The sequence below is a fragment of the Aeromonas sp. S41-2 genome, from assembly GCF_027705845.1.
Taxonomy (GTDB): domain Bacteria; phylum Pseudomonadota; class Gammaproteobacteria; order Enterobacterales; family Aeromonadaceae; genus Aeromonas; species Aeromonas hydrophila.
Genome location: NZ_JAPDCG010000001.1, coordinates 673,591 through 696,713 on the forward strand (window position 1 = coordinate 673,591; position 23,123 = coordinate 696,713).

16 protein-coding genes are annotated in these 23,123 nt (G+C 61.5%); 2 read left to right on the top strand and 14 right to left on the bottom strand.

Going from position 1 to position 23,123, the window contains the following annotated elements; genetic code table 11:
• Positions 1-17: 17 nt before the first annotated feature.
• Positions 18-1,313 (bottom strand): HAAAP family serine/threonine permease, encoded by a 1,296-nt coding sequence (locus tag OKC44_RS03055; RefSeq protein WP_024946034.1) that lies wholly within the window; start codon positions 1,311-1,313, stop codon positions 18-20.
• A 504-nt stretch (positions 1,314-1,817) separates the two neighbouring features.
• On the opposite strand from OKC44_RS03055, the gene OKC44_RS03060 reads away from it, so the two are divergent.
• Positions 1,818-2,726, top strand: coding sequence for a LysR substrate-binding domain-containing protein (locus OKC44_RS03060; RefSeq protein WP_270810981.1), 909 nt, complete (start codon positions 1,818-1,820; stop codon positions 2,724-2,726).
• Positions 2,727-2,832: 106 nt separating this feature from the next.
• Positions 2,833-4,254 carry an MATE family efflux transporter gene (locus tag OKC44_RS03065; RefSeq protein ID WP_270810983.1) on the top strand — a complete coding sequence of 474 codons (1,422 nt, stop codon included), beginning with the start codon at positions 2,833-2,835 and terminating at the stop codon, positions 4,252-4,254.
• 9 nt (positions 4,255-4,263) lie between these two features.
• On the opposite strand, the gene pdxY is transcribed toward OKC44_RS03065, so the two are convergent.
• The 13 genes from pdxY to bamA all read right to left on the bottom strand — a co-directional run bounded on the left by pdxY (position 4,264) and on the right by bamA (position 23,121).
• Positions 4,264-5,130, bottom strand: coding sequence for a pyridoxal kinase PdxY (gene pdxY / locus OKC44_RS03070; protein ID WP_270810986.1), 867 nt, complete (start codon positions 5,128-5,130; stop codon positions 4,264-4,266).
• 74 nt (positions 5,131-5,204) lie between these two features.
• Positions 5,205-7,337: a lysine decarboxylase CadA gene (locus tag OKC44_RS03075; RefSeq protein ID WP_270810989.1), complete on the bottom strand. Its 2,133-nt coding sequence runs from the start codon at positions 7,335-7,337 to the stop codon at positions 5,205-5,207.
• Between the two features lie 76 nt (positions 7,338-7,413).
• Positions 7,414-8,748 (bottom strand): cadaverine/lysine antiporter, encoded by a 1,335-nt coding sequence (cadB, locus tag OKC44_RS03080; RefSeq protein WP_024946039.1) that lies wholly within the window; start codon positions 8,746-8,748, stop codon positions 7,414-7,416.
• A 775-nt stretch (positions 8,749-9,523) separates the two neighbouring features.
• Positions 9,524-11,044 (bottom strand): lysine decarboxylation/transport transcriptional activator CadC, encoded by a 1,521-nt coding sequence (gene cadC, locus OKC44_RS03085; protein ID WP_270810990.1) that lies wholly within the window; start codon positions 11,042-11,044, stop codon positions 9,524-9,526.
• A 403-nt stretch (positions 11,045-11,447) separates the two neighbouring features.
• Positions 11,448-12,398 (bottom strand): acetyl-CoA carboxylase carboxyl transferase subunit alpha, encoded by a 951-nt coding sequence (gene accA / locus OKC44_RS03090; RefSeq protein WP_016349878.1) that lies wholly within the window; start codon positions 12,396-12,398, stop codon positions 11,448-11,450.
• A 16-nt stretch (positions 12,399-12,414) separates the two neighbouring features.
• Complete coding sequence (gene dnaE, locus OKC44_RS03095) at positions 12,415-15,894, bottom strand: DNA polymerase III subunit alpha (protein WP_270810992.1); 3,480 nt, start codon at positions 15,892-15,894, stop codon at positions 12,415-12,417.
• Between the two features lie 38 nt (positions 15,895-15,932).
• Positions 15,933-16,523 (bottom strand): ribonuclease HII, encoded by a 591-nt coding sequence (rnhB, locus tag OKC44_RS03100; protein ID WP_026080161.1) that lies wholly within the window; start codon positions 16,521-16,523, stop codon positions 15,933-15,935.
• A gap of 75 nt (positions 16,524-16,598) precedes the next feature.
• Positions 16,599-17,738 carry a lipid-A-disaccharide synthase gene (lpxB, locus tag OKC44_RS03105; protein ID WP_011705104.1) on the bottom strand — a complete coding sequence of 380 codons (1,140 nt, stop codon included), beginning with the start codon at positions 17,736-17,738 and terminating at the stop codon, positions 16,599-16,601.
• Entirely contained in the window at positions 17,731-18,522 is a 792-nt protein-coding gene (gene lpxA, locus OKC44_RS03110) for an acyl-ACP--UDP-N-acetylglucosamine O-acyltransferase (RefSeq protein ID WP_270810994.1), read from the bottom strand. Before lpxA ends, lpxB begins: the two co-directional genes overlap by 8 nt.
• 5 nt (positions 18,523-18,527) lie before the next feature.
• On the bottom strand, positions 18,528-18,989 hold the full coding sequence (gene fabZ, locus OKC44_RS03115; RefSeq protein WP_010634777.1) for a 3-hydroxyacyl-ACP dehydratase FabZ: 462 nt from the start codon (positions 18,987-18,989) through the stop codon (positions 18,528-18,530).
• Between the two features lie 24 nt (positions 18,990-19,013).
• Positions 19,014-20,033, bottom strand: a complete 1,020-nt coding sequence (lpxD, locus tag OKC44_RS03120; protein WP_011705102.1) for a UDP-3-O-(3-hydroxymyristoyl)glucosamine N-acyltransferase — start codon at positions 20,031-20,033, stop codon at positions 19,014-19,016.
• Between the two features lie 3 nt (positions 20,034-20,036).
• Positions 20,037-20,549, bottom strand: coding sequence for an OmpH family outer membrane protein (locus OKC44_RS03125; protein ID WP_011705101.1), 513 nt, complete (start codon positions 20,547-20,549; stop codon positions 20,037-20,039).
• A gap of 148 nt (positions 20,550-20,697) precedes the next feature.
• Positions 20,698-23,121 (bottom strand): outer membrane protein assembly factor BamA, encoded by a 2,424-nt coding sequence (gene bamA / locus OKC44_RS03130; protein WP_011705100.1) that lies wholly within the window; start codon positions 23,119-23,121, stop codon positions 20,698-20,700.
• Between the last annotated feature and the right edge of the window lie 2 nt (positions 23,122-23,123).

The following is a 23,123-nucleotide window of genomic DNA, read 5'->3' on the forward strand; positions in this document are numbered from 1 at the left end:
GCGGGTAACCCGTGTTATCAGGCAATCAGCTTGTAGATGATACCGGACATGGCGATCAGGCCGATGATGGTCACGAACACGTTGCTGATGTTGCCAGCGTATTTGCGCATGGCCGGCACCTTGGTGATGGCGTACATCGGCATCAGGAACAGCAGCATCGCGATGATGGGGCCGCCCAGGTCTTCAATCATGCCGAGGATGCTCGGGTTGATGGTGGCGATGGCCCAGGTGGTCAGGATCATGAACACTGCGGTCACTTTGTTCAGTTGCTTGACGTCAACGTTCTTGCCTTTCTCACGCAGGGACTTGGCCATCAGACCGTTCATGCCCTCTTGTGCACCCAGGTAGTGACCCAGGAAGGACTTGCTGATGGCGACCATGGCGATCAGCGGAGCCACGGTGGCGATAACCGGGTTGTCGAAGTGGTTGGCCAGGTAGGACAGGATGGAGATGTTCTGTTCCTTGGCAGCAGCCAGGTCAGCCGGGGAGAGGCTCAGTACGCAGCTGAATACGAAGAACATAACGGTCATCACCATCATGACGTGGGCGCCCAGCAGGATGTTGCTGCACTTCTTCTCGGCACCTTCACCGTAACGACCCTTGTTGTCCACCGCGAAGGAGGAGATGATCGGGGAGTGGTTGAAGGAGAACACCATGACCGGGATGGCCAGCCACAGAGTTTTCAGGAAGTCGCCGTTGAAGGCATCACCCAGCGCCGGAGCTTCAGTGATGATGGCACCGTTCCAGTGCGGGATCAGGTAGAGCGCCAGGCCCATCAGGGTGATCACGAACGGGAATACCAGCACGCTCATCGCTTTGACGATAACCTGGCCGCCGAGGCGAACGATCGCCATCAGACCCAGGATCAGCGCCAGAGACAGGATGGCACGGGGAGGTGCAGTCATGCCCAGCTGGTGCACCATCAAGCTCTCGACGGTGTTGGTGATGGCTACCGAGTACATCAGCAGGATCGGGTAGATGGCGAAGAAGTAGAGCAGGGTGATGAACTTGCCTGCGGTCTTGCCGAAGTGCTCTTCTACTACCTCGGTGATGTCGCCATCACGGGTGGAGCCGGACAGCACGAAGCGGGTCAGGCCACGGTGTGCGAAGAAGGTCAGCGGCAGGGCCAGCACCAGCATGGCAACCAGCGGCCACAGACCACCTACACCGGCGTTGATCGGCAGGAAGAGTACACCGGCACCGATGGCGGTACCGTACAGACCCAGCATCCAGACCACATCGGCCTTGTTGATGCCACGGGAAGACGCATTACTGGCTAAGCTGCCTTCTACTGCAATGTTCATGTCAGACATAGGGGTGTTCCTGTCATCAAGGAAAATAGAAAATTTCTAGTCAACCGGGCGCAATGCCCTGTTCCATCTCCCTGGAACTCCTGCAGTCCATCCCTGTTATTCTCATCCCGTCGGCCCGGCAAGCTGGTCATCACTCCATGTAACAACCAAATTGCAACAAACAAGCCGGCGGGTCATAGGCCCGAGGGCCACAAACGCGTCAGACTTTACAACTCGCTAACACGCTTTTGTTCCGATGCGCTGACTCTAATTAAATCCCCTTAGCGATCACAGTGTTTTTTTGAATTAATCAACCAAAGTTTGACTGGAATCGCCTTTCTGGCGTCAGAGATCACGTTGCGAGCCCAATTTTGTGAACAGCCGTTAACAAATAGAGGTAGTTTCACCCGTATCTATATCCTTGTGGGTACAACAAATTGCTTACATTCGCACATTTCTTGCTCAGGTTGTGCCTCGCCGTCTGCTGACGTACCCTGTTGCTCAACATTTTTTCGCTGAATTAATATGGCCATCACCCGTACCGATCTCGCCGAACTGGCGGTGTTTGCCGCCGTCGCCCGCCACCAGAGTTTCAGCAAGGCCGCCCTCGAACTCGGCGTGTCTGCCTCCGCCCTGAGCCACAGCCTGAAAGGGCTGGAGACCCGTTTGGGGGTACGGCTGCTCAATCGCAGTACCCGCGCCGTGGTGCCCACCGATGCCGGTCAGCGCCTGCTGACCCAGTTGCTGCCGACCTTGAGCCATCTGGAGAGCGCACTGGGTGAGCTGGCCCGTCACAGCGACGAACCGGTAGGAAGGCTGAAGATCAGCGCGCCACGCGGCGCCATCGATGAGTTGCTGGCTCCGGTGCTGATCGATTACATGGTGCGTTACCCGCGCATGCAGGTGGAGGTGGTGGAGCAGGAGCTGATGCCGCGCCTCATCGAAGATGGCTATGACGCCGCCCTCTTTTATGGGGATCTGCTGCCCAAGGAGATGATCGGGGTACCGCTCGGCCCGCCCCAGCGCTATCTGGTGGTGGCCTCTCCCGCCTATCTGGCCGAGCACGGCACCCCGCAGCACCCGCGCGAATTGACCCGGCACGCCTGCATCGGCTATCGGCTCACCCCCTCCCATCACTATCGCTGGGCCTTTGCCGGCGAGGAGGACGCCATGTTGGAGATCGAAGTGACCGGGCCGCTCACCACCAGCACGCCGGCCCTCTACCTGGGGGCGGCCGAGGCGGGGCTGGGGCTGGCCTACTGCCTAGAAGAGGAGGTGAGCAGGCAGCTGGCCGAGGGCACCCTGGTGAGCGTGCTGGAGCCCTGGTGCCCCACCTTCGTCGGCTTCTCGCTCTTCTATCCCAGTCGTCATCAGCTGGGCAACGGGCTGCGCGCCCTCATCGACATGCTCAAGGGACACTACCAGCCACGCTGATTGATGAATTTGGCTCAGCAATTCATCAAGTAGAAACCGGATTATCGATAAAAAAATATTAATCTAGACTGTCTGCTCGATAATCGAACTCCCCAAGAGAACAGATATGTCTGCCTACTTCACTCTGCGCCAGCGGACGATGACCCGCCGTTTCTGGGGCTATGCCCTCCCCTCCATCATGGCCATGCTGGTATCCGGCGCCTACTACCTGGTCGATGGCATCTTCGTCGGTCACTACGTGGGGGCCGCCGGCCTCGCCGGCATCAACCTGGTCTACCCGGTCATCATGGTGCTGATCGGTCTCGCCGCCATGATCAGCATGGGGGCGGCCACCGCCATCTCCTTCCAGCAAGGTGCCAGAAATTTCGGTCTGGCCCGCCAGGCACTGGTCAATGCGCTCTGGCTGCTGGGGCTGCTGGGCGCCGTGGCGCCGCTGCTGCTGCACTACTGGCACGTCGACATCCTGCTGGCACTGGGCATTGAACAGGGTACCGACACCTGGCAACAGGCCAGCGACTACCTCTACTGGATTGGCGGCGGCACCCTGCTGCTGGCCTGCAACCTGGCCGTGCCCTATCTGCTGCGCAACGACGGCCGCCCCCGTCTCGCCATGCTGCTGGTGAGCAGCGGCGCCATCCTCAACATCATTCTCAACTACATCATGGTGGGCCGGCTGGGGCTGGGACTGATCGGTACGGCGCAGGCCACCCTCATCTCGGAAGGGGTCGTCAGCCTGCTCGGGCTGGGTTATTTCTTTACCCGCCATGCCAAGCTGCGCATAGAGTGGCGCCACCTGGTGCCCGACTTCCCGGCCATGCCAAACCTGCTGTTCACCGGTCTGCCGAGCCTGATCGCCCAGTTCAACCTCGGCCTGCTGCTGCTGCTGCACAACAGCCAGCTGATGGTGCACGGTTCGGTCAAGGATCTGGCCGGCTTCACCGTGGCCGGTTACACCGAGGCGGTGTTCATCGTCATCCTGCAGGGGCTGGCCTTCGGCATCCAGCCGCTGGTCAGCCAGGCGGCCGGTGCCAAACGTCATCGTGACCTCAAGTTCCTGATGGAGATGGGGCTCAAGATCACGCTCATCTACGGTCTGGCGGTCTGGCTGCTGATCCAGCTGCTGCCGCGCCAGGTGGCCATGCTCTACACCGGCGATCAGGATGGCGAGCTGCTCGCGGCCGCCATCAGCAGCCTGACCCTCAACCTCGGCGCCATTCCGCTGGAGGGGATCATCATGTTTGGCATCGTGCTGCTGCAGTCCATGGCCCGTACCCGCCAGGCACTGCTCATCTCGGCCGCCAAGACCCTGCTGCTGTTGCCACTGATCTTCATGCTGCCGCTCTGGTGGGGCCGGGACGGCGTGCTGCTGGCCCAGCCCACTACCGTGGTGTTGCTGACCCTGCCGCTGTGCTGGCTGCTGTGGCGCGAGTGGCGCCGTCTCAAGCTGGCCTGTGCCCCGCTGAGCCGGCCCGGTCGCAAACCGCTTGGTGCGCGCCAACAAGTGCAACTGGCCAGACGCGCCGGTTAAGCGCCGCCATCAGGTCGGCAGCCGACGAGCACAGGTGCGGATCTCGGGCTCGACCATCGCCTGCTGGGCGGCTACCAGCTGCAGTTCGTAGGCGCCCGCCAGCCAGGTCTGGGCCAGCACCGCATCCACGCTGGCATTGGTGCGCTCGAACGCCGCCACCGGCGTAAAGCCCGCCAGCAAGTTGGCCAGCATGGTGGCGCTCAGCAGATCCCCCACCCCGATGGGCTGACGCTGAAACTCATAGAGGGGGCGCGAGATATGAAACGCCCCCTCTTCGCACACCAACAGCATCTCGAACCGGTCCAGGCTCAAGCCGGCGCGGCCCAGATGCTTGACCATCACCAGCTCCACGCCCCCCTCACGCAGTTGCTGGCACGCCGCCAGCGCCTCGCTCAGATTGCAGATCTCGCGGCCGGTCAGCTGCTCCAGCTCCAGCAGATTGGGGGCCAGCAGGTCGGCGCAGGCCAGCGCCCGGTTTTTCAGAAAATCGGCGACGCCGGGCGCGACCATGCACCCCTTGTCGGGATGCCCCATCACGGGGTCGCAAAAATAGCGGGCATTCGGGTTGAGCGCCTTGAGGTGGGCCACCGCCGCCAGGATCTCCTCCCCCTGCTCGGCCGAGCCGAGATAACCGCTCAGGATCGCATCGCACTGCCCCAGTACGCCGATGTCGGCCAGCCCCGCCATCAGCTGGCGGATATGGCCGTTTGGCATCACCATCCCCTGCCAGCCTGCGCTGTACTGGGTATGGTTGGAAAATTGCACCGTGTTGACGGGCCACACCTCCAGCCCCATGCGACGCATGGGAAACACGGCGGCGCTGTTGCCGGCACAGCCGAACACCACGTGGGACTGGATGGAGAGAACTCGCTTCATGCTGACTCGCAAAAAAAAATGGATGAACCCAGATGGGAAAAACGGGCCTTGCGGCCCGTTGTTGTCACTCTCGCTTAACGCAGCACCTTGACGGTGTAGCTGCCATCGGCCTGACGATAGAGGCCGTGGATGTCGGTCTCGAAGCCCGGGTAGTGGGCCCCGATCTCGCACAGCATCTCGAGGAACTCGAGCACCGGCAGAGAATCCTGGGTCACCATCTCGCCCGGCAGCACCAGCGGCACTCCCGGCGGGTACGGCAGGATCATGTTGGCGCTGATGCGGTCCACCATGTCACGCAGCGGCACTTCCACCACGTTGCCGGCCAGCTCCTGCTGCCAGGCGGCATGCGGGGTCATCTTCATCTCCGGCAGCACGTCGAACGCCTTGAACATCAGCTCCGGCAGGCGGTACTTGCTGGTCAGCTCGTGAATGCGCTGCGCCAGCTCCTGGATGCGCATCCCTTCGTAGAAGCTCGGGTCTTCGCGATAGAGGCTCGGCAGTATGCTCTTGATGGTCAGGTTCAGGTCGTAGCCACGCTTGAACTCGGTCAGGGCGCGCAGCAGCTGCATCGCCTTGGACTGATCGATACCGATGGAGAACAGGAACAGCAGGTTGTAGGGGCCGGTCTTCTCCACCACGATGCCGCGCTCGTCCAGGAACTTGGAGACCAGCGAAGCCGGGATGCCGTTGTCCAGCAGCTGACCATTGCGACCCATGCCCGGGGTCAGCAGGGTGACCTTGATGGGATCCAGGTACATGTGGTTGTCGTCGATGTCCTTGAAACCGTGCCAATCATCTTTCGGATCCAGCTTCCAGCACTCGACGGTGTCGATGTTGTCCGGCTGCCATACGTCGAAGAACCAGCCTTCGCTCTGCTCGCGCAGGCGCTTGATCTCTTTGCGGAAGGAGATGGCGCGATCGATGGAGTCCTTGATCAGCCGCTTGCCGGTGTTGCCACGCATCATGGCGGCGGAGATCTCGGTGGAGGCCACGATGCCGTACTGCGGCGAGGTGGAGGTGTGCATCATGAAGGCTTCGTTGAAGGTCTCTTCCTCCACGTCGCCCTTGATGTGGATCATCGAGGCCTGCGAGAAGGCCGCCAACAGCTTGTGGGTGGACTGGGTCTCGTAGAACACCTTGCCCGGCATCGCTTCGCCGCTCATGCCGCACTTGCCTTCGTAGATCGGGCTGAAGTTGGTGTAGGGCACCCAGGCACTGTCGAAGTGGATGTAGGGGGTGTCCAGCGCCTCCTTGATGAAGCCGGTGTTGTAGAGCAGGCCGTCATAGGTGGAGTTGGTGATCACGGCGTAGCGCGGCGCCTGGGCACCCGGGGTGGCGGCGACCTTGGCGGCGATGGTTTCGCGGCTGAATTCGCTCTGCGGGATACCGCCCAGAATGCCGTAGGCGTTGCGGGTCGGACGGAAGTAGAGCGGGGTCACGTCGTTCATCATCATCAGGTGAGTGAGCGACTTGTGGCAGTTGCGATCCACCAGCACTGTGCTGCCGGCCGGCGCGGAGTACATGCCGACGATCTTGTTGGCAGTGGAGGTGCCGTTGGTGACGATGTAGGAGCGATCGGCGTTGAAGGTACGGGCGATGTACTCTTCGGCTTCCTTGTGCGGACCCGAGTGATCCAGCAGGGAGCCCAACTCCGGCATGGAGATGGAGACGTCGGCCTTGAACGCGTTCGGGCCATAGAAGTCATAGAAGATGCTGCCGGCCGGGCTCATCTGGAAGGCGGTACCGCCCATGTGACCCGGGGTACAGAAGGTGTATTTACCCTCTTCCACGTACTTGAACAGCGCCTTGGTGAAGGGCGGCAGGATGGCGTCCTGATACTCCTGGGTGGCCTGACCCATCTTGAGGGCGATGTCATCGGCCATGCCGAGACGGTACTCGAAGAAGTGCACGTTCAGACGCAGGTCAGTCAGGTGAATGTCCAGGGTGGACTGGTCGTTGGCAAAGGCGAAGATCGGCAGCTTCTCGTTGCGATCATGGATCTCCTTGCACAGGCCCAGGGAGTATTTGTCCCAGTCGAAGATGGCGCCGCAGACGCGGGGGTTCTTCTCAATCAGTTTCAGCAGGTCGGCCACGTCGACCGGATAAACGACCTCGAACCCCTTGCGCTCGAGGGAGGCTTGCAACTGGCGAATGGGTTCTTCTTTGAAGAAAACGCCCAGGTGGTTGAGGATGGCAATGATATTCATCGTAATGCTCCACACGTGATGGGGCGCTCTCCATCAGGGATGGTGAGTGAAGAGCGCTCGGAAAAGGAAAACGGAATTAGTGGCTGGTCTGCTCTTTGAGCAGGGCGTCGTGCTGACGCAGACCCTGTTTCTTGGCGTAGAACATCAGGATGATGAGCGACACCACGAAGGTAGCGGTGAGGTTGGAACCCTTGGCACCCATCAGGGCCACCAGGCAGAACACGCAGGCGACACCGGAGAAGATCATGGCGCCGATACTGCGGGAGGTCATGCCTTCAAAACGGATCAGGTTAATGCTGGAGTAGAAGTAGGGCAGCATGGTCAGCAGCACCGCATCTGTGGTCAGCACGTTGAAGAGATCGGCCGCGTGGGCGGACTGGGAGGTGAAGGCGGTCAGGCCGACCATCAGCGCAGTCATCTTGAGGGAGCCCAGGATCAGACCCTTCTTGGCCACGCCGTTCTTGTCCACTTCGCCGTAGATTTTCGGGAAGTTGCCGTCATGGGCGGCACGCTTGCCCGCCTCGCCCACCAGCATCATCCAGGAACCCAGCGAGGTGAAGCAGGCCAGGGCGGTGAAGGCGGAGACGAACGGCGCGGACCAGCTGCCGAAGATGGCGGAAGAGGCCATGGCAAACGGCGCGCCGGAGGCAGCCACTTCACCGGCCGGGAACATGCCGCTGATCACCTGGGTGGAGAGGATGTAGATGACGCCAGCGATACCGGTACCCAGCATGGTGGCGAGCGGTACGGTGCGCTTGGGGTTCTTCACCATGCCGGAAGAGACGGCGGCGGACTCGACACCCACGAAGGACCAGAGGCAGATCAGCACGGCGCTGATGACCGCATGCAGGTCGCTGCCGCTGGTGGTGTTCCAGTTCTGGCTGTAGACAGTGGCATCAAAATGGCCCCAACCCATCACGGCAGTACCCACTACCGGCAACAGGATCAGCACCAGACCCAGGGTACAGAGCCGGCTCACCCAGCTGCCGCCAAGCAGGTTGACGAAGGTGAAGATCCAGACGGCGGCGATGGTGGCCGCGGCGGCCGGGATCGGGCTGTTGAGAATGGGGAAGAAAACGGAGAGGTAGGAGACGCCGGTAATGGCGATGGCCAGGTTGCCGATCCAGTTGGCGTGGTAGTAGAGCACACCGGTCTGGAAACCGAACACCGGAGAGATCTCGCCGGCGTAGGCGATGGGGCCACCCTCTTGCGGGTTCTTGGTGGCGAGGCGGGCAAACACGAAGGCCAACCCCATGGCGCCGACCAGGCAGATGGCCCAGCTGAACACAGAGATGGAACCTATGGTGGCCAGGGCCGAGGGCAGCAGTGCAATACCGCTCCCCATCATGTTGCCGGCCACCACACCTGTACAGGCGACAAGGCCGATCTTCTTGCTCGTATCTAGGGACATAAAATCTCCGGGTCGATATTAAGGCATCAAACACACGCTTGGCGGAGCCTCCCGCCAACCAATGGCCACAGACTAGGCCCCTCGGCCCCGGAAAACATAAAGACCAGCTAAGGGATAAAAACATGAGTGAACTTTTTCGACCAGGCGGCCTGAATCGATAAAAACACTTTAAAAACAAGCGGCTACCCAATGCGTCATCAAGCACCTTGATAAAACCTTGATATCCGCCGCCCCCCTTGATGCGGCCGATAAGTGCCAGTCGGCACGCCTTGATATTTTTCTGAGGGGCGCCGCAGCATAACGTGCGTCATTCATGACCCACCGAGTCCGGCCATGCCCGGCAGACGGGTTCGCACGGCCCCTTTTGCTGGGTGTTTTTGCTCCTCCCTCGGCCGTGGGCACGCTCTCGCCTTCGGCCGGTAGTGCTGGGTCGCCGCAACTGGCACCGGCTGGTGACCACAACTGCGCCGATCTCCAGGCTCAAGACAACTCAGGACAATATCAAGGCAAAGGTCGGGCACCTTGAGTGCTTGCAGCACGGTAAACACCGGCACCAGTTCGGCGGTTCAGAGGTTAAGAGGTTCAGAGGTTCAGAGGTTCAGAGGTTCGATGCTGGCGCCAAGGATGGCGGCAATCATGGGTCATGCCTGCACGGAGCAGACCTGGGATAGGGACGACTGAGAGATGATGTCAGGCGGCGCACCCGCCGGCGGCCCTCAGGCAACCGGCGGTGAGCGCCGCCTTGGCGACAGGGCCACGATGGCCCCGGCAGGAATCAGAACAGCTTCACCTTGCTCTGGCCAAGGGCATTGAACAGGGCCGGGGTGAGGGTTTCCATATTGCTGTAAAAACCGAGCTGCTGGCAAAGCAGATAGGTCTGCTCGGTCGCCTCCATCAGGAAGGCCTGGCTGTAGGCATCCCCCGCCGCCTCGGGACGGCCATCCAGCTCGGCCAGCTTGCCGCGCAGAATGTGATAGAGCACGGAGCGGCCCCGGTTGGCGGCCTCGGCCAGCAGGCGGGTAGCCTCCTGCTGCTGCCCGTTCAGGATCGCCTGCAAGGTAAGGGCCTCCCAGACCCGGGCTGGCAGGGCGGCCTGATCCCGTACCACGCTGGCCAGATGGGCACCGATGCCCTGCAGGCGCTCGCTCTGGGGCGTTCCCGTCAGGGTCGCCAGCGCCTCCCCGGCCAGATAACGCTCCGCCAGCAGCAGCGGCTGATCCGGCTGACTGGCCAGCGACTTGTCGAGCAGCTCGACGCCACGCCTGAGGGCAACCGGATCCTGGCTGTTGATGTAGTAGTGCGCCTCCATCATGGCCATCAGCGCCCCGTCATCCGTCGGCCAGCCCATGCCGGGCAGCACGTCCGGCTGATCGAGGGCGCGCAGCAGATCCTGGCTGCTCGCCTGCAATACCCCGTGCACGTTGTGACGGCTGAGCTGGTACTGGTGGCTGAACAGCACCCGGTTGGTGTTGATGTTGCGGTACTCCAGATCGAGATAGGTGCCCCCCGGCTGGCGGGAGACCCGCACGCTCAGCTCCTTGCCGGGCAGGATGCCCCCCATCAGGGTGTTGGCACCATACTGCACCCGCAGCGGCGTGGCGGCGGCCACCTCCCCCATCAGGGCGCGGGTGATGCCGTCGGCCAGGCGCACGTTCTCGTTGCTGCCATCCATGCCGGAGTGAAAGCGAAACACCAGCAGGTCGGGATCCAGCATGGAGTGCACCTGGGGGCTGGCGTGCTGATAGCTGAGCAGGCTGACGATGGAGACCAGGATCACCGCCACGAAGACATCGAAGCCGATCATCTTCCAGCGGCTGCGACCATCCTGAGCGTGGCTCGAGATGGCCCGGGTCAGCGGGCCGGCCGGGAAGGGGGCCGCGGTGACCACGGCCTCCGCGTCCTCCTCTGCCAGCGGCGGGCTCAAATCGCTGCGGACCTCGTCGCCGGCTGGCGCCATCACCACCGACACCACTTGCAGCGGCCGCACCGGCGCCACCAGCTTGTAGCCGCGCTTGGGCACGGTGACTATGTAGTCGGCGGCATCGTTGCGGCCGTCTTTGAGGATCTTGCGCAGCTCGAAGATGGACTGGGTCACCACCTGATCGGTCACTTCGGCGCCATCCCACACCTCGTTGATCAGGCAGTCGCGCCCAAATACCGTGCCGGCGTTGCTGGCCAGGAAGCGCAACAGATTGACCAGCCGGGGCTCGAGGTAGACCTCGCGGTCGGGACGACACAGCATGTTGTCGTCGACGCTCAGGGTCCAGTCATGGATCTCAAAAACCGATTCGCTCATGATTCACTCGCTGCAGATGGAGACGATGCACGATGAGAGTGACGTAACACCGGGGCGGCTGGACGCAGCAGGGTGCTGCACAAGACTGGGCCGCCGGGAAGGTGAACATTCCTGTGAGTCAGGCCGGGCTGGCCTGTTTACGTCCGCAGAGCGTCCTTGCGGGCATGCCGATCGGGTCGATCGGAAACAATCACTTTAAGCAAAACGGGAGCGGGATCCCACTTTTTTCGGCCACAAATCGCCGTTGAATTGATCCAACAGGGGGGTTTTCGGCAAACATCGTGCCAACAGGTATCCATATGAACAGGATTTTTCACTGCCCTGCTCTCGCCCAAACTCTCGCCAAAAAAAAGAAGGCCCCCGCAGAGCGGGGGCCTTCCAGCATGGAGCGATGCCGAAGCGCTTAGCAGTAGCCGTAGCCCAGCAGGCGCTGGTAACGCTGCTCCAGCAGTTGCTCGGTCTCGAGCGGGCGCAGGGCGTTCAGATCCTGCTGAATGCGGTCTTTCAGGCGCTTGGCCATCTTTTCCACATTGCGGTGGGCGCCACCGAGCGGCTCCTCGACAATGTTGTCGATGAGTTTCAGCTCTTTCAGACGCTGGGCGGTGATGCCCATGGCATCGGCCGCGACCGGCGCCTTGTCGGCGCTCTTCCACAGGATGGAGGCGCACCCTTCCGGCGAGATGACCGAGTAGGTGGAGTACTGCAGCATGTTGACGCGATCGCCGACACCGATGGCCAGGGCGCCGCCGGAGCCGCCTTCACCGATCACGGTGCAGACTACCGGCACGGTCAGACCGGCCATCACTTTCAGGTTGCGGGCAATCGCCTCGGACTGGCCACGCTCTTCGGCACCGACGCCAGGATAGGCGCCCGGGGTGTCGATGAAGGTGATGATCGGCATCTTGAAGCGCTCGGCCATCTCCATCAGGCGCAGGGCCTTGCGATACCCTTCCGGGCGCGGCATGCCGAAGTTGCGCTTGATCTTCTCCTTGGTCTCGCGCCCCTTCTGGTGGCCGATGACCATCACCGGCTCGCCGTCGAGACGGGCGATGCCGCCGACGATGGCCTTGTCATCGGCATAGGCGCGATCGCCGGCCAGCTCGTCGAAGTCGGTGAAGATGTGCTCGATGTAGTCGAGGGTATAGGGGCGCTGGGGATGACGCGCCATCTGGGATACCTGCCAGGCCCCCAGATCGCCGAAGATCTTCTTGGTCAGCTCTTCGTTTTTCTTCTCCAGCCGACGGATCTCTTCTTTAAGATCCACGGCGTGATTGCCTTCACTCACATGACGGAGTTCGTCAATCTGCGCCTGCAACTCGGCGATCGGCTGTTCAAAATCCAGAAAAAGACTCATAGGGACTATAGATCCTCTAATCAAAAACCAATTCAACCCGCTCTCGTCCAAGCAGGACGCGCAAGTCATCTATCAGTTGATCGGTGGGCGTCACCCGCCACTCGGTACCGAGCGTCAATCGCACCCGGGAGCCGGGGCGACGATAGTTTACCTGAACCGGACAAACTCCGGCACGGGCGGGTTCCAAAATCTCGCACAAACGCGGGAAAAAACGATCATCAATCTGCTGTTCATCGAGAGAGATGCGGATCGCCCTGGCAAAACGCTCTCTCGCATCGTTGATATCCAGTAATTCACGGGCCGACATTTTAAGGCCACCGGAGAAGTCATCAAAGCTGACCTGTCCAGAAACCACCAAAATACGGTCTTTTTGCATCAATTCTTCATACTTTTCCAGCGCTTCACTGAACAGGGTCACATCGAGGCGACCGGAACGGTCGTCCAGGGTGAAGATCCCCATCTTGTTGCCACGCTTGGTCACCATGCTGCGCGCCGCAATCACCAAGCCGGCGGCCGTGGTCACGGTATCGCGGGAGGTGGGGTGCAGATCGCACAGCCGGCCCGAGGTATAACGACGCAGCTCGCCGCTGTACTGGTTGATGGGATGACCGGTGAGGTAGAGCCCGAGGGTCTCGCGCTCCCCTTCCAGCCACACCTTGTCAGGCCAGTGCGGCACGTTGGCGAACGCCTTCTTGACGTCGTCTATCTCTTCGGTGAGCACGCCGAACATGTCGACCTGACCCACCGCCTGCGCCTTGGCGTGTTGCTCGGCGGCGCGCATCGCCTCCTCCAGGGTCGCCATCAGGGCGGCGCGGTGGGGGCCGAGCCGGTCCATGGCGCCGGAGAGGATGAGCTTCTCCATCACCCGCTTGTTGAGCTTCTTGATGTCGACCCGGTTGCAGAAGTCGAACAGATCGCGAAACGGCCCGTCCCGATCCCGCGCTTCCAGGATCGCATCGATGGGGCCTTCCCCCACCCCCTTCACCGCACCGATGCCGTAGACGATGTGACCATCTTCGTTGACGCTGAAGCGGTAGCGACCAGTGTTCACGTCCGGCGGGATCACCGTCAACCCCATCCGCTGGCACTCGTCTACTAGCGTCACGATCTTGTCGGTGTTGTCCATGTCGGCGGTCATCACCGCCGCCATGAACTCCGCCGGGAAGTGGGTCTTGAGCCAGAGGGTCTGGTAGGAGACCAGCGCATAGGCGGCGGAGTGAGATTTGTTGAAGCCGTAACCTGCAAACTTCTCCACCAGATCGAAGATCTTCATCGCCAACTCGCCGTCGACGCCGTTCTTGACCGCGCCCTCCTCGAAGCCGGCCCGCTGCTTGGCCATCTCTTCCGGCTTTTTCTTGCCCATCGCCCGGCGCAGCATGTCAGCGCCGCCCAGCGTATAACCCGCCAGGGTCTGGGCAATCTGCATCACCTGCTCCTGATAGAGGATGATGCCGTAGGTGGGCTCCAGAATGGGCTGCAGACTCTGGTGCTGCCACTTCTCGTCCGGATAGGAGATGGCCTCCTTGCCGTGCTTGCGCTCGATGAAGTTGTCCACCATGCCCGACTGCAGCGGGCCCGGGCGAAACAGCGCCACCAGAGCGATCATGTCTTCAAAGCAGTCAGGCTGCAGCCGCTTGATGAGATCCTTCATGCCGCGGGATTCCAGCTGGAATACCGCGGTGGTCTCGTAGCGTTGCAGCAGGTCGAACGAGCGCTTGTCGTCGATGGGGATGGCGGCGATGTCGACCGGCGGCTTGCCCTCTTTAGCAAGGCGCGGGTTTATCATGCCGAGCGCCCAGTCGATGATGGTGAGCGTGCGCAGGCCGAGGAAGTCGAACTTCACCAGCCCGGCGTATTCCACGTCGTTCTTGTCGAACTGGGTGACCGGGTGATGGCCTTCGTCATCGCAGTAGAGTGGCGCGAAGTCGGTGATCTTGGTGGGCGCGATCACCACGCCACCGGCGTGTTTACCGGCGTTGCGCACCACCCCTTCGAGGCGGCGCGCCATGTCGATGAGGTCCTTGACCTCCTCGTCCTGCTCGTAGAGCTCGGGCAGCTTGGGTTCGGCCTCGAACGCCTTGGCGAGCGTCATGCCCGGATCCGGCGGGATCAGCTTGGAGATGCGATCCACAAAACCGTAAGCGTGGCCCAGCACCCGGCCCACGTCCCGCACCACCGCCTTGGCCGCCATGCTGCCGAAGGTGATGATCTGGGATACCGCTTCCCGGCCGTACATCTCGGAGACGTGGTCGATCACCTCGTCGCGCCTGTCCATGCAGAAGTCGACGTCGAAGTCGGGCATGGATACCCGCTCGGGGTTCAGGAAACGTTCGAACAGCAGGTCAAATTCCAGCGGATCGAGATCGGTGATCTTGAGAGCGTAGGCCACCAGAGAGCCCGCCCCCGAGCCCCGGCCCGGGCCAACGGGGATGCCGTTGTCCTTGGACCACTGGATAAACTCCATCACGATGAGGAAGTAACCCGGGAAGCCCATCTGGTTGATCACTTTGAGCTCGATGTCGAGCCGCTCGTCATACTCGGGACGGCGCTCGGCCCGCACCGCCGGATCCGGGAACAGGAATTCCAGCCGCTCCTCCAGCCCCTCTTTCGACTTCATGACCAGGAAGTCTTCGGTGGTCATGTCACCGGTCGGGAAGTTCGGCAGGAAGTATTCGCCGAGGCGCACCGTCACGTTGCAGCGCTTGGCGATCTCCACCGTGTTCTCCAGCGCCTCGGGGATGTCGGCAAACAGCTCCGCCATCTCCTCCTGGCTGCGCAGATACTGCTGCGGGCTGTAGCGACGCGGCCGGCGCTTGTCCATCAGGGTGTAGCCGTCGTGGATGGCGACCCGGATCTCGTGGGCATCGAAGTCATCGGCGGTGAGGAACACCACCTCGTTGGTGGCCACCACCGGCAGCGCAAACTCGGTGGCAATCGCCACCGCCATGTGCAGGTAGACCTCTTCATCGGGGCGGCCGGTACGCAGCAGCTCCAGGTAATAGGCGTCGGGGAAGTGGCTCTGATAGAAGGCGAGACACTGCTCGGTCATCTGCCGGTTGCCCTTGAGCAGGAACTTGCCCACGTCCCCCTCGCGCCCGCCGGAGAGCACGATCACCCCCTTGGCATGCTCGGCCAGCCAGGCTTTGTCGATGACCGGGCGCCCCTGCACGTGACCGCGCTGATAGCCGCGGGAGATGAGCAATGTGATGTTCTGGTAGCCGTCGTTGTCCATGGCGAGCAGGGTGAGGCGGAACTGCTCGTCGCCGAGCTCGTCACTCTGCACCCAGAAGTCGGCCCCGACGATGGGCTTGACGCCCTTGCCGTGGGCGGCGCCGTAGAAGCGCACCAGGCCGCACATGTTCATCTGGTCGGTCAGCGCCAGCGCCGGCATGTTGTTGGTCGCCGCCGCACCGACGATGGGATTGATCTTCTGCAGGCCGTCGACCATGGAGAAGTCGGAGTGGACCCGCAGGTGGATAAAACGGGGTTCAGCCATCGTCATCCCCTCTCGTTGCTCGGACTAAATTGCATGGTCTATTCGATCCCCAGTGCGCGACGCACCGGTTTGAAACTTTTGCGATATTCGGGCAGCGGACCGCGCTCGGCCAGGATGGCGAGGTGCTCCGCGGTCGGATAGCCCTTGTGACGGGCGAAACCGTACTCGGGATGACGGCTGTCCAGCTCGGTCATCTCCGCATCGCGAGTCACCTTGGCCAGAATCGAGGCGGCGCTGATGGCGGCTACCAGGCTGTCACCCTTGACCACGGCGCGCGCTTCCATCGGCAAGCTTGGGCAGCGGTTGCCGTCGATGAAGACCAGCTCGGGCGCGATGGAGAGCCCCGCCACGGCACGCTGCATCGCCAGCATGGTGGCGTGCAGGATGTTGAGCTCGTCGATCTCCGCCGGACTGGCACGGCCGACGGACCAGGCCAGCGCCTTCTCTTTGATCTCGTCAAACAGGGCGAGCCGCTTCTTCTCGGAGAGCTTCTTGGAGTCGTTCAGCCCGATGATGGGATTGGCCGGGTCAAGAATCACCGCGGCGGTGACCACGTCACCCACCAGCGGGCCACGACCCACTTCGTCCACACCGGCAACCAGCCTGTCGTCAGGAATATCGATCATCATCTTGTAGCCTTGAATCAAAACAGGCCCCGCAGGGCCTGGCGTCACGTTGGCGCAGCCCCTGCGGCCGCCCGGAAGTTATCTGCCGAGCAGCTCGGCCACCGCTTCGGCCGCCTGCTGATCCGCGTTGCAGCGGATGAGCTGGTGCAGCTCGGTGAAGGTGTTCACCAGCGCGCTGTTGTCGTGCTCGAAGAACTTGCTCACCTCGACCACCAGATTCTCCGGGGTGCACTCGTGCTGGATGAGCTCGGGCACCAGCATGCGACCGGCCAGCAGGTTGGGCAGGGAGACGAATTCGGTCTTCACCAGCCGCTGGGCCAGCCAGTAGCTGAACGGCTTGAGCTTGTAGCCCACCACCATCGGCTTTTTCACCAGCATGGCTTCAAGCGCCGCGGTACCGGAGGCCAGCATCACCACGTCGGCGGCGATCATCGCCTCACGGCCCTGCCCTTCCAGCAGCACCATGTCGAGATCCGGCGCCAGCTCGGCCTTGATGGCCAGGAACTGCTCGCGCCGCTTCTGGTTGACCAGTGGCACGATGAAACCGAGATCCGGATAGCGCACCGTCAGGTGCTTGCAGGCCTCGAGAAACAGGGGCGACATAAAGCCCACCTCGGCACTGCGGCTGCCCGGCAGCACCGCCAGCCAGCGCCGGTTGGCGTCGATGCCGAGGGTTCTGCGTACCGCGGCCTGATCCGGCACCAGCGGGATGTCGTCCGCCATGGTGTGGCCGACGAAACGGCAAGGGGCATCGAAGCGGTCGTAGAAGGCTTTCTCGAACGGCAGGAAGGCAAGCACCATGTCGGTGGCGGCCTTGATCTTGTGAATGCGGTTCTGGCGCCAGGCCCACACCGAGGGGCTGACGTAGTGAACCGTCTTGATACCGGCGCGGCGCAGTTTGAGCTCCACCCCGATATTGAAATCCGGTGCATCCACCCCGATGAAGATGTCGGGCGGATTGGCGATGAAGTGACGCAGCAGTTCGCGGCGGACCTTGAGAATGCGCGGCAGACGGCCCAGCACTTCGGTGATCCCCATGACGGAAAGCTCTTCCATCTCGAACAGCGCCTTCACGCCCAGGGCCTGCATGCGCGGCCCGGCGATCCCTTCGAACTGGGCGTCCGGGTAGCGGGCCTGCAGCTCGCGCACCAGGCCGGCAGCCAGAATGTCGCCGGAAACCTCTCCGGCGACGATACCGATGCGAACGGGATCAGGCACGGATGATCCCGCGCTCGTTGTCTTTGAGGAAATCCACGTAGAGCTGGATGGCCGGCTCGCTGGCCGCCATTTCGATCAGCACCGGCAGCACCTCTTCGATGGTCTTGCCGGAGCGGAAGATCTCTTTGTAGGCGCGCTTGACGGCGGAGATGGCCTCAGCGCTGAAACCGCGGCGACGCAGCCCCTCGGAGTTGACCCCGAACGGCTTGGCGTAGTTGCCAGCGGCCATCACGTAGGGCGGCACGTCCTTGTTGAGGGCGGCGCAGCCACCGACGAAGGCGTGGGAGCCGACGCGGCCGAACTGGTGGATCGCGGAGAGACCGCCGAAGATCACGAAATCGCTGATCACCACGTGGCCCGCCAGGGTCGCGTTGTTGGCGAAGATGCAGTTGTCACCGATGATGCAGTCGTGGGCAACGTGGACGTTGACCATGAACAGGTTGCCGCTGCCGATCCTGGTCAGGGACTGATCCTGGATGGTGCCGCGGTGCACGGTGCAGTTCTCGCGAAAGACGTTGTTGTCGCCGATCTCGAGGAAGGTGCGCTCGCCGGCGTACTTCTTGTCCTGGCAATCCTCACCGATGGAGGTGTGCTGGAAGATCTTGTTGCCGCGACCAATCTTGGTCGGGCCCTTGATCACCACATGGGAGCTGACCCAGGTGTTGTCGCCGATTTCCACCTCGGCACCGATGACAGAAAAGGGGCCGATTTCAACCCCTTTACCGATGACGGCAGACTCATGGACGACGGCAGTATCGTGAATGATGGCAGTCTGGTCGATCACGTGTGTTAAACCTCGCGTTTGGCGCACATCAGCTCGGCGGTACAGACCACTTCACCGTTGACCGTGGCCACACCGGTGAACTTGGCGATACCGCGACGCTCTTTCAGGAATTCCACGTCAAGCACCAGCTGATCGCCGGGGCCTACCGGACGCTTGAAACGAGCGTTGTCGATTGAGGCAAAGTAATAGAGTTCGTTGGGAGATGGCTTGCCCACCATGGTAAACGCCAGGATACCGGTGGCCTGTGCCATGGCTTCCAGGATCAGCACGCCGGGGAACACCGGCTTGGCCGGGAAGTGGCCCTGAAAGATCGGCTCGTTGAACGAGACGTTCTTGATGGCACGCAAGGTCTTGCGCTCATCGCTGATCTCATAGTTTTCCACCTTGTCCACCATCAGGAACGGATAACGGTGGGGCAGCAGATCCATTATTTCCTGGATACCCAGGCTCTTCTTTTCAGTAGTCAAAACAGTACCCTATACCAATCGTGATTATTCTTGGTCCAGCTTCTTCTCAAGCTTGCTCAACCGCTTGTGCATCTCTTCGATACGCATCACCCGGGCGGCGGTCTTGCGCCACTCTTTATTGGTTTGCAGGGGGATGCCGGAAGAGTAGACACCGGGCTCGGTAATGGGTCGCATCACCATGGCCATGCCGGTAACGGTGGCCTGGTCGCAGATCTCCATGTGCCCGTTAAAGACGGAGGCGCCGCCAATGATACAGTATTTGCCGACCTTGAGACTACCTGCCATCACGGTGGAGCCCGCCACGGCGGTGCCGTAGCCGATCTCGACGTTGTGGGCGATCTGGCACTGGTTGTCGATGATGACGTTGTCAGCGATGCGGGTATCTTCCAGCGCGCCGCGGTCGATGGTGGTGCAGGCACCGATCTCGACCCGGTTGCCGATGGTCACGCCGCCGAGCTGGGGGATCTTGATCCACTCGCCGCGCTCGTTGGCATAACCGAACCCATCGGCCCCGATCACTGTGCCGGATTGAACCAGACAGTCGGTGCCCATGGTGATGTTGTGATACAGGGTGACGTTGGCCCACAACCGGGAGCGAGCTCCCAGTCGGGTATTCTTGCCAACGAAACAGCCCGGACCGATGCGCACATCATCCCCCAGCACCACGCCGGATTCGATCACCGCATTGGCCCCGATGGCCACTCTCTCGCCCAGTTGCACGTCTGCCGCGATGACGGCGCTCGGATGGATATCCGTGGCCGGCTGCGGGGTGGTGTCCAGCAGTTGGGCTACCCGGGCAAAGCCCACATAGGGGTCTTTGAGCACCAGGGCATTGGTGGGACAAAATGGCAGATCCGCTTCTGTGATGAGCACGGCGGTCGCCTTGCTCTGCTCCAGATAATGCCGGTACTTTTTATTGGACAGGAAGGTGATGTCCCCCTCCCCGGCCTTTTCCAGTGTCGCTACCTTGCGGATTTCCAGGGTTCCGTCGCCATGGACCTGGGCCCCCAGTTGCTGGGCCAGCTGTGCGAGAGTGAATGCCATCAATTAGTTGCTCTTGCTTACCTGAGAAATAACCTGGGCAGAGATGTCCAGCTTGCTGGCGGCATACGGGGCGGCGTTGCGCTCCAGCACCAGATCGTAACCATTGCTCTTGGCGATGGAATCGATGGCAGCCTGCACCTTGGTCAGGATCTTGTTGCGCTCTTCGGACTGACGGCGACCGTTGTCCTGTTCAAACGCCTGACGCTTCTGGTTGAACTCCATCTGCAGCTTGGCCAGCTTCTCCTGGTTCTGCTTCTTCTGCTCGGCGCTCATGAAGGCTTCGTCCTTCTTGAACTTCTCGACCAGTTTCTGACCGTCGGATTCCAGCTTCTGCAGCTCACGCATGCGCGGCTCGAATTCGCCTTTCAGCTTCTTGGAGACTGCTTCACGCTGGGGCAGCTTTTGGAATACTTCGCCCATGTCGACCACGGCGATCTTGGTCTCGGCCAAGGCGGAGCCCATGCCGGCAGCCATCAGTGCAAAACTCAAACCAGCTACTTTCAACGCTTTATTCACACTTACTCCTTGTTCCCTCATGTGAGGGCTACCTGATTTACCTGATTATGCAAGTGGTACCCGGACCGACTTGTTACCTGGTGAGGCACGCAAGCTGCGCGTCCCATCATTGAATACCCCCACCGCTGGGTGGGGGCAGGGTCCGTCCTTAGAAGGTACGGCCGATGTTGAATGAGAAGAACTCGGTCCGGTCGCCCTCGTACTGCTTGAGCGGACGGGCAATCGCGAACACCAGCGGGCCCATCGGGGAGAGCCACTGCAGCGACAGACCGGCCGAGGCGCGGTAGTTGGTCGGATCCGAATAGTCGGCCAGATAGTTGCAGCCGCTGAAGCAACGGTTGCGGTACTGGTCATAGTCGAAGGTGGTATCCCACACGGAACCGGCATCGATGAAGAAGCTGGTCCGCAGTTGCGGCTGATAGGTCTCGGACGCAAACGGCGTCGGCACTATCATCTCGAGGGAGGCGACCGCCAGGGCGTTGCCGCCCACCGAGCTATCGGTGCCCTGGATGACGTCGTTGCCGCTCAGGTTGTAGTAGTAGAGCGCCTTCGGACCCACGGTATTGCTCTTGAAGCCGCGCAGGGTGTCGAAACCACCGGCGAAGTAGTTCTCGAAGAACGGCAATACGTGGTCATAGCTGCCGTTGCTGCCGTAGCCGTTGCCGTAGGAGGCACGCGCCTTGGCCATCAGCACCCACTTGTGATCCGCATCGAACGGGAAGTAGTGCGCGTCTTCGGCGTTGAGCTTGAAGTACTGCAGATCCATGCCCGGCACGGTCACCTTGGCGTTGACCCGCTGACGGTCACCGGCGGTCGGGAACTGGCCCTTGTTGAGGGTGGAACGGGTCCAACCGGCGGTGACGTCGACGGTGTTGAACACCATGCGGTTGTCGCCATCCTTGTTCTCGCTGTACACCTTCCAGAACTCATCCACCTGCAGATAGGGGTTGGGCTGGGACAGTTTGTTGTTTTCGACCCCGAGGCTGAAGTCGAGACGGTTGTTCTCGTTGACCGGGAAACCACTGGAGAGGCGGAAGCCGATGGTGGTGTTCTCGTAGTCCACGATGTTGGCGTCGGCCGCACTGAACTGGTTGTAGTAGAGACGACCGCCGAGGCTGACCCCGTCCACGGTGAAGTAGGGATCGTTGTAGCTGAGGTCGACGCTCTTGGAGTACTTGTTGGTACTGGCGGAGATGCCGATCTTCTTGCCGGTCCCCATGAAGTTGTCCTGCTGCAGGCCCGCCTGCAGACTCAGGCCAGATTCGGTACCGTAGCCCACACCGGCGTTGATGGAACCGGCCGGCTGCTCCTTGACCTTGAAGTCCAGATCGACCTGGTCATCGCTGCCCGGCACCCGTTTGGTGTCCACTTCGGCGGTTTCGAAGAAGCCGAGGCGGTTGAGACGGGTCTTGGACTGCTCGACGCTGTCGGAAGAGAGCCAGGTGCCCTCCATCTGACGCATCTCGCGGCGCAGCACTTCGTCCTTGGTGGTGACGTTGCCGGTGAAGTTGATGTTGCGCACGTAAACGCGGGGGCCCGGCTCGATGTTGACGATGAGCTCCACTTCCTTGGTCTGGTCGTTGACCTGCGGGAAGGTGACCACTTTCGGGTAGGCGTAGCCGTAACGACCGAGGAACTTGGAGAGCACCTCTTCGGTGTGGGTCACCTGGCTGGCGGAGTAGATGCTGCCGGTCTCGATGGGGATGAGCCCCTTCATCTCGCCGCCGCGATCGATCAGATCGCCCTTGAGCTGGATGCCGGACACCTTGTATTGATCCCCTTCCTTGACGTTGAGGGTGACGTAGACCCCCTTCTTGTCCGGGGTCATGGAGACCTGGGTCGACTCCTGGGTAAAGCGGATGTAGCCGCGGTCCATGTAGTAGGAGCGCAGGGTTTCGATGTCGCCGGCCAGCTTCTGCTTCTGGTAGCGCTGGTCACCGGTGAAGTTCCACCAGGGCACGTCATCCTTGAGGGAGAGCTGGGCCAGCAGCTTCTCTTCCGGGAACACGTTGTTGCCGACGATGTTGATCTGCTGGATCTTGGCCGCTTCCCCTTCCACGAAGGTGAACTTGAGGTCGACCCGGTTGCGCGGCAGCGGGGTGACGATGGCCTTGACCTTGGCGGAGTACTTGCCCACGCCGTAGTAGAAATCTTCCAGCCCCTTCTCGAGGGAGCTCAGCACGGTGCGATCCAGCGGATCACCCACCCGGATGCCGGAGGACTCCAGGCTCTGGGTCAGCTGCTCTTCCTTGATATCCTTGTTGCCGGAGAACTCGATGCTGGAGATGGTCGGCCGCTCTTTGACCGCCACTTGCAGCACCTGGCCGTCGCGGTAGACCTTGACGTCCTCGAAGTTGCCGGAGGCATAGAGCTTCTTGATGGCGTTGGCCAGCGTCACGGAATCGACGGAATCGCCCACCCGGATCGGCAGGTTCAGCAGGGCGGCACCCAGGGTCACCCGCTGCAGACCTTCAACCTGAATATCTTGCACCACAAAAGAGGCAGGGGCCGCCTGGGCCAGGAAACTGGCACCCAGCAGGCAACTCAACACCAATGCTTTTTTAACAGCCATTT

What these genes read in the sequence shown, in the direction of transcription:
- cadB (WP_024946039.1), bottom strand. Translation starts at nt 8,748, where the DNA reads ATGTCCCTAGATACGAGCAAGAAGATCGGCCTTGTCGCCTGTACAGGT.
- cadC (WP_270810990.1), bottom strand. Translation starts at nt 11,044, where the DNA reads ATGAGCGAATCGGTTTTTGAGATCCATGACTGGACCCTGAGCGTCGAC.
- OKC44_RS03060 (WP_270810981.1), top strand. Translation starts at nt 1,818, where the DNA reads ATGGCCATCACCCGTACCGATCTCGCCGAACTGGCGGTGTTTGCCGCC.
- accA (WP_016349878.1), bottom strand. Translation starts at nt 12,398, where the DNA reads ATGAGTCTTTTTCTGGATTTTGAACAGCCGATCGCCGAGTTGCAGGCG.
- bamA (WP_011705100.1), bottom strand. Translation starts at nt 23,121, where the DNA reads ATGGCTGTTAAAAAAGCATTGGTGTTGAGTTGCCTGCTGGGTGCCAGT.
- pdxY (WP_270810986.1), bottom strand. Translation starts at nt 5,130, where the DNA reads ATGAAGCGAGTTCTCTCCATCCAGTCCCACGTGGTGTTCGGCTGTGCC.
- lpxD (WP_011705102.1), bottom strand. Translation starts at nt 20,033, where the DNA reads ATGGCATTCACTCTCGCACAGCTGGCCCAGCAACTGGGGGCCCAGGTC.
- rnhB (WP_026080161.1), bottom strand. Translation starts at nt 16,523, where the DNA reads ATGATGATCGATATTCCTGACGACAGGCTGGTTGCCGGTGTGGACGAA.
- dnaE (WP_270810992.1), bottom strand. Translation starts at nt 15,894, where the DNA reads ATGGCTGAACCCCGTTTTATCCACCTGCGGGTCCACTCCGACTTCTCC.
- OKC44_RS03055 (WP_024946034.1), bottom strand. Translation starts at nt 1,313, where the DNA reads ATGTCTGACATGAACATTGCAGTAGAAGGCAGCTTAGCCAGTAATGCG.
- OKC44_RS03075 (WP_270810989.1), bottom strand. Translation starts at nt 7,337, where the DNA reads ATGAATATCATTGCCATCCTCAACCACCTGGGCGTTTTCTTCAAAGAA.
- OKC44_RS03065 (WP_270810983.1), top strand. Translation starts at nt 2,833, where the DNA reads ATGTCTGCCTACTTCACTCTGCGCCAGCGGACGATGACCCGCCGTTTC.